Source organism: Paramicrobacterium agarici (genome assembly GCF_002563955.1).
Lineage (GTDB): Bacteria > Actinomycetota > Actinomycetes > Actinomycetales > Microbacteriaceae > Paramicrobacterium > Paramicrobacterium agarici.
Window position 1 is genome coordinate 2,281,351 of the sequence record NZ_PDJE01000001.1, and the last position, 12,846, is coordinate 2,294,196.

The window sequence follows — 12,846 nt, forward strand, 5'->3', positions numbered from 1 at the left end:
CCACGCCGCGGAACTCAGCCTGCCGTAGAATGACAGCACGCTAATAAGACGCAGTAAGGGAGCACATGTCAGGGCACTCTAAGTGGGCGACGACAAAGCACAAGAAGGCGATCATCGACCAGAGGCGCGCCAAGTCGTTCGCGAAGCTCATCAAGAACATCGAGGTTGCCGCCAAAATCGGTGGAGCAGACCTCGCCGGAAACCCGACCCTCCAGGATGCCATCCAGAAGGCGAAGAAGACGTCGGTTCCGAACGACAACATTGATCGCGCGGTCAAGCGAGGTGCTGGTCTCACCGGCGAGACGATCGATTACACGACGATCATGTATGAGGGCTATGGCCCCAACGGCGTCGCCCTCCTCGTCGAGTGCCTCACCGACAATAAGAACCGAGCGGCCGCCGACGTGCGCACGCTGATGACGCGTAACGGCGGCACGATGGCCGACCCCGGAAGCGTTGCCTACAACTTCGCTCGGAAGGGTGTCATCGTCGTTCCACAGGAGGAGACGACCGAGGACGACATCCTCGCTGCAGTACTAGAGGCCGGAGCTGAAGAGGTTCAAGAAGAGGGGGACACCTTCGAGATCATCACAGAAGCTACCGATCTCGTGCCCGCGCGTTCTGCCCTTCAAGCGGCGGGAATCGACTACAACTCGGCTGATGTCGCGTTCGTGCCCAGTCTCAAGGTCGAGATCGATGCGGACACAGCGCGCAAGGTTTTCAAGCTCATCGACGCGCTCGACGATTCCGATGACGTGCAGAATATCTACAGCAACTTCGACCTCAGCGCGGACGTTCGCGCCCAGCTCGAAGACGACGAAGACTGACACGTGTCCCTTCGAGTTCTCGGCATCGACCCAGGGCTCACGCGCTGCGGCATCGGAGTGATCGACGTCGCCTCGAACCGCGAGGCCCAGCTCGTCCACTTCGGGGTGCTTCGGAGTGAGGCCAATGCCGAGATCGAAGCACGGCTTCTGACGATATCCCGCGGCATCGAAGACGTTCTCGATACGCACGCGCCTCATGCCGTCGCTGTCGAGCGCGTCTTTGCCCAGCACAACCTGCGCACGGTTATGGGAACGGCTCAAGTCAGCGGAATAGCGCTTGCCGCTGCCGCGAGGCGCGGGCTTCGCGTGGGACATCACACGCCGTCTGAGGTCAAGGCTGCGATCACGGGATACGGCTCAGCTGACAAAAAGCAGGTGGCGACGATGGTCGCCCGGGTTCTGCGGCTCGAGTCGCCTCCGACTCCCGCAGATGCCGCCGACGCGCTCGCACTCGCGCTGTGCCATGCCTGGCGCATCGGAAGCCGTGTCACTCCCGCGGGAACCGCGGCCGAAACCCCGGCGCAGCGCGCGTGGCAGGACGCAGAACGAGCATCGCGTAAGCGGAGCGCGCCGCGAGCCTGAAGCGGTTCGTCAGAGGCACCACGTAGGCTGAGAACGTGATTTCTTCGGTACGCGGGACTGTGCTCTCGACGCATGACGGCAACGTGGTCATCGAAGTGGGCGGAGTCGGTCTCGCCGTCCAGGTCACGCCAGAGCACGAGCTTGCGCTCCGTGTCGGAGAACCGGCGTTCGTTCACACGAGCCTGATCGTCCGCGAAGACGCGCTGAGCCTCTTCGGGTTCGAAACCAGTGAGCAGCTCGAGATCTTCGAACTGCTCCTCAGCGTCAACGGTGTCGGTCCCAAATCCGCACTTGGGGTTCTCTCGACACTCGGTCCGGGTCAAGTTGCTGCGGCCGTCGAGAATGAGGACGATAAAGCGTTCCGCGCGGTCAGTGGAATCGGCCCCAAGACGGCAAAGCTCATCATCCTCTCGCTCGCAGGCAAGGTGACGAGCCTCGCGTACGCAGACGATGCGAGCGCTTCGCCGCGCAGCGGGAGCGGCGAAGACGTGATCGTCGCTCTCACAGGGCTTGGCTGGGCCGAACGCGATGCCGAGAGCGCCCTGACCGCTGTGCTCACGGCGCAGCCCGACCTCGCGACCGCGCCCGTGCAGACTCTGCTGCGCCTCGCCCTCGCGCAGCTCGGCCCCGCCACGTCGAAAGGAGGGCGTGCGTGAGCGAAAACGATTTGACCTCGTCCAACGTGCTCTCCGAGGCAGAACTGGCGTTCGAGGGTGCGCTTCGCCCGTCAAGCCTCTCCGAGTTTGTCGGGCAGCCCAAAGTTCGCGGTCAGCTGGAGCTTCTCCTGAAGGCCGCCAGCATGCAGAACCGCACGCCGGATCACATTCTGCTCGCGGGACCTCCCGGACTCGGCAAGACGACACTCGCCATGATCGTCGCCCACGAATCGGGCCAGCCGCTGCGCATGTCGAGCGGCCCGGCCATTCAGCACGCCGGAGACCTTGCCGCCGTACTCTCGAGTCTCGTGCCAGGCGAAGTCCTGTTCATCGACGAGATCCATCGCATGGCACGGTCCGCCGAGGAGATGCTGTACCTGGCGATGGAGGATTTTCGCATCGACATCATGGTCGGCAAAGGAGCGGGTGCAACGTCCGTCCCGCTCGACCTCGCACCATTCACGCTCGTGGGCGCGACAACGCGCTCGGGACTCCTGCCGAACCCACTTCGCGATCGTTTCGGCTTCACGGCCCACCTCGAGTTCTATGACGACGATGACCTTGCGAAAGTGATCGAGAGGGCAGCGCCCATGCTCGACTTCTCTCTCGACGGTGAGGGCATCGCGGAGATCGCAGGGCGGTGCCGGGGGACTCCGCGCATCGCAAATAGACTGCTTCGACGCGTTCGCGACTATTCGCTCGTTCACGGCACGGCCGGCGACGTCACGGCTGTTCGCGAGGCTCTTCGGCTCTACGACGTCGATGAGCTGGGTCTCGACCGTCTCGATCGCGCCGTCATGAATACGATTCTCACCCGGTTCGGAGGAGGCCCCGTCGGCTTGAGCACCCTCGCCGTCTCCGTGGGAGAGGAGGGTGAGACCATCGAGAGCGTCGTGGAACCGTTCCTCGTGCGAATCGGCCTGCTGACGCGAACTCCGCGAGGCCGCATGGCGACGCAGCTGGCCTACCGTCACTTCGGCATTGCCTCCGCCCAGGAGTCGCTCCCACTCGATACCCTATAATCGACTCTGGCCCACCGGCCGTCCCCCAACCAGCGGTATTGCGCCGCGGAAAGCCGTGTATTTATATGGACCCGTTAACTCTTGCTATGTTGGCCATCCTGGCCGTTCTGATCTTCTTCATGTTCCGGAACAGCCAGAAGCGCAAGCGCGAGCAGCAGGAGCTGCAGTCCAAGGTAGCTCCGGGTGCTGACGTCATGACCAACTTCGGGCTCTTCGGCACGATCGTGTCGATCGATGACGAAGACAACAAGGTGGAGCTCCAGACCGGGCCCGGTGTTGTGCTCACCGTGCACCGTCAGACGATTGCGCGCGTTGTCGAAGACACAAATGATGCCGCCGACAATGACGATGAGGACGCGACGGACGACACGACCGAAACCGACGACGCGCAAGACAGCTCGTCGAATGGCGACAACAAGTCCGACAACGCGTAGGCCCTTCTCGAGGCGCCAGGCATCCCGCAACTAGAAAGCTGAGTACATAGGTGTCTCCACGCTCCACACCGACCCGACAGGCCACGAGGTCACTTTCGTGGCTGGGCTTCATCATCCTCGTGCTGCTCGCAGTCCTGACGGGCGGTGTGCTCTGGGGCGGCGCTTCGTTTATCCCGAAGCTCGCGCTCGATCTCGAGGGCGGGACACAGATCATCCTCGAGGCAGAAGTCGAGGACGGCTCATCTGTGTCGCAGGAGCAGCTTGACCAGGCGGTGTCGATCATTCGACAGCGGGTCAACGCCTCGGGTGTCACGGAAGCCGAGGTGACAACGGAGGGCGGACGCAACATCGTCGTCGCGATTCCCGGCGTCGCCGACCAGGAGACTCGCGACCGCGTGACGTCGACAGCAAAGCTCTCTTTCCGACCCGTTCTCGTTGCGGGTGAGCCGTCGAATGAGTTCGTCGGTGAAGATGGCCAGGCCACACCTTACCCGTCGCCGGAGCCGACGGTGCCAGACGAGCCAACCGCATCGCCGACGAATGCCAGCGATGACAGCTGGATCACGCCCCGGCTCCAGCAGGAGTACCAGGCCTTCGACTGCGATGCCGAACGAGCCGAAGCAGCAAACGCGCCAGAAGACGAAGCCATTGTTGCGTGCGAGGCCGACGGCACGGTGAAGTACATTCTCGGACCTGTCGAGGTGGAAGGCGCGCACATCAGCGATGCCTCTGCCGGAATGGGACAGACGCAGACAGGCGCGACAACCGGGCAGTGGGTCGTCAACCTGGAGTTCGACGGCACGGGTGCCAAGGCATTCGCCGACGTGACGTCGCGCTTGACGGGTGCCGAGTCGCCGAAGAACCAATTCGCGATCGTCCTCGACGGAGAGGTCATCTCGGCCCCGAGGTCGCAGGCCGTGATCTCCGACGGTAAGGCGCAGATCAGCGGAAACTTCACAGAGGACTCAGCTAAGGCTCTCGCCGATCAGCTGAAATACGGCGCGCTTCCCATCAACTTCACGGAGCTCAGCTCCAACCAGATCTCCGCGACCCTCGGCTCTGCTCAGCTTGAAATCGGCTTTATCACCGGCCTCATCGGACTGCTGCTCGTCGTCATCTACACGCTGTTCCAATACCGGCTCCTCGGCTTCGTGACGATCTTGTCGCTCGTCATCGCCGCGGCACTGACCTATCTCGTGATCGCGATTCTCAGCTGGCGAGAGGGGTATCGTCTGTCGCTCGCGGGCATCGCCGGCCTGATCGTCGCAATCGGCTTCACTGTGGACTCCTTCATCGTCTACTTCGAGCGAATACGCGACGAGCTCCGCGATGGGCGAGGGCTCGAATCCGCTGTCGAGGCAGGCTGGAAGCGCGCGGCACGCACGATCTACTCGGCTAAGGGCATCAACCTCCTCGCGGCCGTCGTTCTCTATGTGCTCGCCGTGGGAAATGTGCGCGGTTTCGCATTCACGCTCGGCGTGACCACGATCATCGACGTCCTTGTCGTCGTCATCTTCACGCACCCCATGCTGCAGCTTCTTGCAAAGACGCGCTTCTTCTCGAGTGGGCATCCGCTCTCCGGGCTCGACCCAGAAGCGCTCGGTGCGGTGTACCGCGGCAGAGCGCAGTTTCGAACTCCGGTGTCAGCCAAGCGTTCAAAGATCGCGTCCTCAAGCAAGGAAGCTCAGAAGCGCCAGACGATCGCCGAGCGGAAGAAGGCCGAACTGGCTTCTACCGGCTCCGCGAAGAACGACGAGAAGGATTCCTGATGGCCAGCTTCGTTCGATTCGGAAACGACCTCTACACGGGAAAGCGCTCCGTCAACTTTGTCGGAAACCGCCGCGTGTGGTTCTCGATCGCCGCCCTTCTGGTGATTGCGTCGATCCTCACCCCGATCATCAAGGGCGGCTTCAACTTCGGGATCGAGTTCACGGGCGGCTCCCAATTCTCCATCTCCAACGCTCAGAGCACGAACCAGGATCTTGCGACGGATGCTGTCGCGGAGGTCGTTCCCGACGCCGTGGCACGTGTCGTGATCGTCGGCGAAGACGGCGTGCGCGTGCAGACCGACCAGCTGACGGCCGACCAAACGCACGAGATCACGAGGATCCTCGCCGAGTCTTACGGGGTCGACACCTCCGACGTCAATACAAACTTTGTTGGCGCGACGTGGGGCAGCGACGTCACCCGAATGTCTTTGACCGCCCTTGTGATATTCCTCGTGCTGACGTTCATCATCATGGCGCTGTACTTCAGAACGTGGAAGATGTCGGCAGCGGCGATCATCACGCTCGCCGACGTGCTCGTGATCACTCTCGGTGTCTACGCAGCATCCGGTTTCGAGATCACTCCAGCGGCAGTCATCGGATTCCTGACGATTCTCGGGTACTCGCTCTACGACACCGTCGTGGTCTTTGACAAGATTCGTGAGAACACGCACGAAGACGGTGAGGACTCGCCTCGAACGTTCTCAGAATCTGTGAACCTCGCGGTCAACCAGACGCTCGTGCGGTCGATCAACACGTCCGTCGTCGCCGCGCTGCCTGTCGCGGCGATCCTCGTGATCGGTGACTTCCTTCTGGGAGCAGAGACCCTGCGCGACATTTCGCTGTCGCTCTTCGTGGGAATCATCGTCGCGACGTACTCGACGATCTTCGTCGGAGCGCCCCTGTACGCACTGTTCCGTCAGAACGAGCCGGACATCAAGAAGCGCGATGCGCGCGTGCTCGCGGCACGAGAGAGGGCATCACGCGCCGAGCCGGTCAGCTAGCCCGCTCCGGAGCAGTATCCTTGAGAGCTCAAGGAGGTGATCCGCGATGACAGAGACGACGACTCCTCAGTCAGCGTCGCTGCGTCGGCTCGTGCCGCGCATTTTCTCGCGCGCGCAGCCCGTCGGCGCCGTGGATCGGCTTATTCGCACGGTGCGCATGCACCAGCCCAAGGCTGACGTCTCGGTCATCGAGCGCGCTTACACGGTGGCGGAGAAGGCGCACAGGGAGCAGAAGCGGCGCAGCGGAGAGCCGTACATCACACATCCCGTGGCGGTCGCCCAGATTCTCGCGGATCTCGGCATCGGCTCGAAGACGATAGCTGCTGCGCTCCTGCATGACACCGTCGAAGACACGGAGTACACGCTCGACGAGCTGAGGGCGGAGTTCGGCGACGAGATCGCGATGCTCGTCGACGGCGTCACGAAGCTCGACAAGGTCAAGTACGGCGAGGCGGCGCAAGCAGAGACCGTTCGCAAGATGATCGTTGCGATGTCGAAGGACATTCGCGTTCTGATCATCAAGCTCGCGGACCGCCTCCACAATGCCCGAACCTGGGGCTTCATGCCGCCGGAGAAAGCAGCGAAGAAGGCGACGGAGACACTCGAGATCTACGCCCCGCTCGCGCACAGGCTGGGAATCCAGGCCATCAAATGGGAGCTCGAGGATCTGTCGTTCGCAGTTCTGCAGCCGAAAATCTACGCCGAGATCGAGAGCCTCGTCAAGCAGCGCACGCCGCAGCGGGAACACTTCATCCAGCAGGTCATCGACGCGATCAACGACGACCTCAAGGCCCAGAAGATTCGCGGAAAGGTCGTTGGCCGGCCCAAGCAGTACTATTCGATCTACCAGAAGATGGTTGTGCGCGGCCGCGACTTCGACGAGATCTACGACCTGGTCGGCATCCGCGTGCTCGTCAACAGCGTCCGCGACTGCTATGCGGTGCTCGGGGCCATCCATGCGCGCTGGACGCCGATTCCCGGCCGGTTCAAGGATTACATCGCGACACCGAAGTTCAACCTGTATCAGTCGCTGCACACGACGGTGATCGGCCCGGAGGGAAAGTCCGTCGAGATCCAGATCCGCACCCACGAAATGCACCAGCACGCCGAGTACGGTGTCGCCGCTCATTGGAAGTACAAAGAGCGGATGAACGGGGGCAAGGGCTCCGGCCCGTCGTCGGACACCGACCTGGCATGGCTCGCCCACATCTCGGACTGGCAGGCAGAGACCGCAGATCCAAGCGAGTTCCTGGATTCTCTGCGCTTCGAAATCGGCGCCAAGGAAGTTTACGTCTTCACGCCTAAGGGCCGCGTCATCGGGCTTCCGTCCGGCGCGACCCCGGTGGACTTCGCTTATGCGGTGCACACCGAGGTGGGCCACCGCACCATGGGCGCCCGAGTCAACGGTCGGCTCGTGCCCCTGGAGACCGCTCTCGCCAGTGGGGACGTCGTCGAGGTGTTCACCTCGAAGAACCCGGACTCCGGCCCGAGCCAGGATTGGCTCGGTTTCGTCAAGAGTCCTCGCGCCCGCAGCAAGATCCGGCAGTGGTTCACGAAGGAACGCCGAGACGAGGCGATCGAGCAGGGCAAGGATGCTATTGCGCGAGCATTCCGCAAGCAGAACCTTCCGCTGCAGCACTTGGACTCGCTCAACGAGGTTGTCTCGCAGCTGCACTACAACGACGTCTCTGCGCTGTACGCGGCTGTGGGAGAGGGACACGTCTCCACACAGTCGGTTCTGGAGAAGATCGCGGCGATCGTGCACGGAGACGCCGAGTCCGAACACACTGTTGTCGACATGCCGGTGCGCGGGCGGCCACGGGGTCGCCAGACGAACAGCGAATCCGGAGTCCTGGTCAGGGGAGCGCCCGACATCCTCGTCAAGCTCGCCAAATGCTGCACGCCAGTGCCCGGCGACGAGATCGTCGGCTTCGTCACTCGCGGTTCAGGCGTGTCGGTGCACCGATCCGACTGCCACAACGTCCAGTCGCTTGTGCGGGAGCCGGAACGGATGATCGACGTGGAATGGGCGCCGACCTCCAAGGGGCTGTTCCTCGTAAACATCCAGGTCGAGGCTCTCGATCGGGCGGCATTGCTCTCGGACATCACTCACGTGCTCAGCGAACATCACGTGAACATTCTCTCGGCGACCGTCACGACGTCTAACGCCCGATTGGCGATAAGCCGGTTCGTGTTCGAGATGGGGGATACGACTCACCTCGAGCGCGTGCTGAACGCCGTGAGACGGGTCGATGCCGTGTACGACGTGTACCGCGTCAACGGAGGCTGAGTCGCTGTTACGCCGCTTCAGGGCGTTGCTGGCCTCGTTCAGCAGCAGAGATCACGCGCGCGAAGAACTCAAGACCTCCCGTCTTTCCCGGTCGACGGCGGGCTGCTGCCAGGTCGTTCGCACAAGCACGCACGACATCTGGATCGTTGTCGCACAGGGAGAGGACGAGATCGATGTCATGAACCGTCCGGTGCACATCGATCGCGATGTCGCTGATCGTGCGCGAACGTGTCGTCACGAGAGGACTGCTTTTTCCGAACCGCGTGACCTCTGACGCATGGACGCTGATCTCCCGATAGCGGACTCCCGCCCTCCACGCCCCTGGGGGCCGTGTCCGGGGCCTCAACTCAAGCGCGCCGATGACAGCGGTTCCTGCACCGTGCACCCACGCGGCGGTTCTGCCCACGACGATGTCATGCTCGTTCACAGCAGGGGCGAGCGCGAGAGCTCTCAGTTCTGGCCTGTCAGGTTCGTCGACGGCGCAATATCCCTCATGGACTCCCCACAGCAGACCATCGAGCCTCGCTGCGCTGAGAACGGCGATCGGCAGGTCGGAGCCATAGAGCACGGGCGGAATCAAACGGGTCACGACTCCATGGTCACTGAATCCCGCCGCTGCAGTGCAGGCACGCCCACGGGTGTGGAGAATGCGCGGCAACGACGCCCTCTGTGGACAGCTAGTCGAGCGCCTTCAGCCACTCCCTCTGCGTGCGCAGCGTCTCTGCAACCTCATCGGCGCGCTTGTGGTCTCCGGCCGACTTCGCCTCGTCGAGCTCTGCCTCGAGTTTCGACAAAGAATCGTGAAGCTGCGACGCGAGCCCCTCGGTGCGCGCCTTCTTCTCGGGGTTGTTCTTTCGCCAGTTGTCTTCGTCGCGTTTGCGCACGGCCTGCTCGATGCGACGCAGGCGCTCTTCCACGCTCTTCACCTTGTCGCGCGGGACACGGCCGATCTCTTCCCAGCGCCTCTGAATGCCGAGCAGCTGCGACTTCGCCTTGTCGAGGTCCTGTTCATCGGCAATCGGCTCAGCTTCTCCGAGCAATTCAAGCTTTTTGTCGTAGTTCTCTTTGTACTCGGCGTCGTCTCGCGCGTCGACTTCGGCTTTGGCCGCGTAGATTTCATCTCCAGCCGCCTTGAACCGCGCCCAGAGCGCATCGTCGTGCTTCTTGCCGGCCCGACCGGCGCGCTTCCAATCGTCAAGCAGACGACGGTACCCAGGAACGCCGTCGACGCCCCGCGGCACCAAGGCTTGGGCCTGTTCGATGAGCTCCTGCTTACGCTGCCTGGCAGAGCGATGCTGAGCATCGAGTTCAGCGAAAAAGGCGCGTCGTTCTTGCTCGATGGTCGTGCGCGCCGTCCGGAATCGCTTCCACAGCGCATTCGCCTGAGCCTTCGGCAGTCGAGGACCGTCTTGCTGATGCGCCTGCCAGCGCGCGAAGAGATCAGCAACCTGAGTTGTCATCTGCTTCCACTGCACGCGAGCGGGATCGAGTGCGGCGAGAGCTTCGATCTCTTCGACGATCGACTCGCGCTCGGCGATCGCCTGCTTCTGCGCTTCGTCCGCTTCGGCCTGCTGCTGTTCACTCAACTCATCGACGGTCGTATCAAGCGCGGCTACTCGTGCACGCAGCGACTCGACGTCTCCGACCGCGCTCGGCTCGCGAAGGTTCTCGGTCAGATTGGCGACGGCTTTGGCAATATCCTTTGCCGGCGCTCCGCGCTTGGCGCGCTGCTCGAGCAGGGTGACCTGCCCTGCGAGATCGGTGAACTTGCGCTCAAAGTACGCGAGAGCCTCGTCTGGCGTACCGTCGGGAAACTGCCCGACCTCTCGCCAGGCGTCGCCCTCGCGAACGAACACCGTTCCAGTCTCGTCTGCGCGACCCCACGGTTGTTCTTGTGTCTCTGCCACGTGCCTCTACCTAGTTGTTTCGTGACCGCGCTCACGGTCGTGCGGAACTGAGTTTCCAGCCTATTATGCGGTGTGAAGTACCGGGGCGGTCTCTACTCAACCGTTATGCCGTTGATGACCGTTTCGACGGCAGGGGGGCCGTCGGCAGAGCCGTCGGCCGTTCCTTCGTCGACCACCGCCTTCTTGAGTTCGTCGAGTCCGCTCGTCACGGTTCCCAGAACGGTGTATCCACCGGCTTGATCCGACGGGATCGTCGTGTCTTCGTAGACGATGAAGAACTGGCTGCCCATGCTCTCGCCGTTGTTGCCCTGTCGCGCCATCGCGATCGTGCCCGCGGGGTAGAAGTCATCTTGGGGAGCGTTCTCGATCGGCCCCCAGCTGTAGCCGGGGCCTCCGGTGCCGTCACCGTTCGGATCCCCGCATTGAAGAACGCCGAAGCCTTCTGTCGTCGTGAGGCGGTGGCAGCTGAGCCCGGCGTAGAAGCCTTCCTGGCTCAGGTAGATCATGTTGGACACGCCCTGTGGTGCGGCAGCGCCGTCGAGAGTGATGTTCAGCGGGATATCGTTGATCGTCATCTGGCCCGTCCACTCGCGGTTCTCTGCGAGAGAGGCGTCAGGCTTCGAATACTGCGAAGCGGATGCTGTCGGCGTCGGCGTCGTGCTGGCCTCAGGGCTGCCAGGGCCCTCCGCGAAGTAGAACACTTGGGCGAAGCTCACGCCGACAGCCACCAGAACCACGAGCACGCCGGCGATCCAGTTGTCACGAACGCGGCGCTTGCGACGGTGGTCGTGCACCGTTTGGCGCGCCTGATACGCGCGAAGCCGATTGCGATCGAGACGTGCCTTCTTCTCGTCCTGCTTGCTAGGGGCCACAGATTCCTCCAACGTGTTGGCCGACGCCCGGGTGCGCGGCCGGTCCGCCGCGAGCGAGACTGCGGCGTTACCCAGAAGAACTTTACTTCGGGAGCGGTCGCGCGGTGCAAAGCTTACCGTCATGTCTGTCAGGCGGAGCCGATAGCCTGACGGAATGGCGAACACCGGTGCGGCGTACCAGCAGTCCAACGTGCCTCTTGCCGTGCGCATGCGACCGCGCAGTCTTGACGAGGTCGTGGGACAGAAGCACCTGCTCGCGCCAGGATCACCCCTCGTGGCTCTCGCGAGCGACTCCGGAGGAACCTCCGGCTCAGTGTCGGTGATCTTGTGGGGTCCGCCGGGGACAGGCAAGACGACGATCGCGCAGACCATTGCCAATTCGTCCGGACGCCGGTTCGTTGAACTGTCTGCCGTCACGGCGGGGGTCAAGGACGTCCGTCGCGTTATGGAAGAGGCGCTCAACAGCAGAGACCTCTACGGGCTTTCGACCGTGCTCTTCCTCGACGAGATCCACCGGTTCACGAAGGCGCAGCAAGACGCCCTGCTTCCGGGAGTCGAAAACGGATGGGTGATCCTCGTCGCGGCGACAACCGAGAACCCCTCGTTCTCCGTGATCTCGCCGCTGCTCTCTCGCTCGCTGCTGCTCACCCTTCAGCAGCTCACCGACGACGACCTCGGTGAACTCGTCGATCGGGCAACACACGACGAACGGGGGCTCGGCGATCGTGTGAGCCTCGACGACGACGCACGCGACGCGATCATTCGACTCGCCTCGGGCGACGCCAGGCGCGCGCTCACCGCCCTCGAAGCAGCCGCCGTCTCAGCATCCGCCGACTCAGACTCGCCCGTGATTACGGCCGATACGGTCTCCCAGGCTGTCGATCGCGCTCTCCTCCGCTACGACAAGAACGGCGACGAGCACTATGACGTCATCAGCGCGTTCATCAAGTCCATTCGAGGTTCCGATCCGGATGCCGCGCTTCACTACCTGGCACGCATGATCGAGGCCGGCGAAGACCCCCGCTTCATCGCCCGCCGCATCGTCATCTCAGCATCGGAGGACGTCGGCATGGCTGATCCTGCGGCACTGCAGGTCGCGGTCTCTGCCGCGCACGCCGTTCAATTCATCGGGATGCCGGAAGGGCGGATTCCCCTCGCGGAAGCTGTTGTCTACCTCGCGACCGCGGCGAAATCGAACGCGGCGTATCTCGGCATCGACGAAGCGATCGCCGATGTTCGAAACGGACGGATCGGTCGAGTGCCACTGCATCTGCGCGACGCACACTACCCCGGAGCGAAACGGCTCGGACACGGCAAGGGCTACGTCTATCCCCACGATGCAGAACTCGGGGTCGCCCGCCAGCAGTACCTTCCCGATGAGCTCGTCGACCGCCAGTATTACCGGCCAACGCAGCACGGCAACGAACGCGACGTCTCGACGCGATTGCAGAAGCTCCTGCGTATCATCCGCGGCTCACAGTCCTGA

12 protein-coding genes are annotated in these 12,846 nt (G+C 62.9%); 9 read left to right on the plus strand and 3 right to left on the minus strand.

The window, feature by feature from the left end; translation table 11 throughout:
- Positions 1 to 65: 65 nt before the first annotated feature.
- From ATJ78_RS11165 to ATJ78_RS11200, 8 genes are all read left to right on the plus strand, one after another.
- On the plus strand, positions 66 to 827 hold the full coding sequence (locus tag ATJ78_RS11165) for a YebC/PmpR family DNA-binding transcriptional regulator (RefSeq protein WP_098407660.1): 762 nt from the start codon (positions 66 to 68) through the stop codon (positions 825 to 827).
- A 3-nt stretch (positions 828 to 830) separates the two neighbouring features.
- Complete coding sequence (ruvC, locus tag ATJ78_RS11170; RefSeq protein ID WP_098407661.1) at positions 831 to 1,409, plus strand: crossover junction endodeoxyribonuclease RuvC; 579 nt, start codon at positions 831 to 833, stop codon at positions 1,407 to 1,409.
- A gap of 35 nt (positions 1,410 to 1,444) precedes the next feature.
- On the plus strand, positions 1,445 to 2,065 hold the full coding sequence (gene ruvA / locus ATJ78_RS11175; protein WP_098407662.1) for a Holliday junction branch migration protein RuvA: 621 nt from the start codon (positions 1,445 to 1,447) through the stop codon (positions 2,063 to 2,065).
- The gene (ruvB, locus tag ATJ78_RS11180) at positions 2,062 to 3,087 is read left to right on the plus strand and encodes a Holliday junction branch migration DNA helicase RuvB (protein WP_098407663.1); all 1,026 of its coding nucleotides are present in this window, start codon (positions 2,062 to 2,064) and stop codon (positions 3,085 to 3,087) included. Before ruvA ends, ruvB begins: the two co-directional genes overlap by 4 nt.
- A gap of 86 nt (positions 3,088 to 3,173) precedes the next feature.
- A complete protein-coding gene (yajC, locus tag ATJ78_RS11185) occupies positions 3,174 to 3,521 on the plus strand; it encodes a preprotein translocase subunit YajC (protein ID WP_245836292.1) in 348 nt (115 codons plus the stop codon).
- Between the two features lie 50 nt (positions 3,522 to 3,571).
- A complete protein-coding gene (gene secD, locus ATJ78_RS11190; RefSeq protein WP_098407665.1) occupies positions 3,572 to 5,290 on the plus strand; it encodes a protein translocase subunit SecD in 1,719 nt (572 codons plus the stop codon).
- Positions 5,290 to 6,291 carry a protein translocase subunit SecF gene (secF, locus tag ATJ78_RS11195; RefSeq protein ID WP_098407666.1) on the plus strand — a complete coding sequence of 334 codons (1,002 nt, stop codon included), beginning with the start codon at positions 5,290 to 5,292 and terminating at the stop codon, positions 6,289 to 6,291. The genes secD and secF overlap by 1 nt, the downstream gene beginning before the upstream one ends.
- 46 nt (positions 6,292 to 6,337) lie before the next feature.
- Positions 6,338 to 8,581 carry a RelA/SpoT family protein gene (locus ATJ78_RS11200; protein ID WP_098407667.1) on the plus strand — a complete coding sequence of 748 codons (2,244 nt, stop codon included), beginning with the start codon at positions 6,338 to 6,340 and terminating at the stop codon, positions 8,579 to 8,581.
- A gap of 7 nt (positions 8,582 to 8,588) precedes the next feature.
- Here the strand turns inward: ATJ78_RS11200 and ATJ78_RS11205 are convergent, their stop codons facing one another.
- From ATJ78_RS11205 to ATJ78_RS11215, 3 genes are all read right to left on the minus strand, one after another.
- Entirely contained in the window at positions 8,589 to 9,170 is a 582-nt protein-coding gene (locus ATJ78_RS11205; protein WP_143741412.1) for a hypothetical protein, read from the minus strand.
- A gap of 88 nt (positions 9,171 to 9,258) precedes the next feature.
- Positions 9,259 to 10,488: a DUF349 domain-containing protein gene (locus ATJ78_RS11210; protein WP_211288461.1), complete on the minus strand. Its 1,230-nt coding sequence runs from the start codon at positions 10,486 to 10,488 to the stop codon at positions 9,259 to 9,261.
- A gap of 92 nt (positions 10,489 to 10,580) precedes the next feature.
- Positions 10,581 to 11,360 (minus strand): peptidylprolyl isomerase, encoded by a 780-nt coding sequence (locus ATJ78_RS11215; RefSeq protein ID WP_098407669.1) that lies wholly within the window; start codon positions 11,358 to 11,360, stop codon positions 10,581 to 10,583.
- A gap of 154 nt (positions 11,361 to 11,514) precedes the next feature.
- On the opposite strand from ATJ78_RS11215, the gene ATJ78_RS11220 reads away from it, so the two are divergent.
- The gene (locus ATJ78_RS11220) at positions 11,515 to 12,846 is read left to right on the plus strand and encodes a replication-associated recombination protein A (protein WP_098407670.1); all 1,332 of its coding nucleotides are present in this window, start codon (positions 11,515 to 11,517) and stop codon (positions 12,844 to 12,846) included.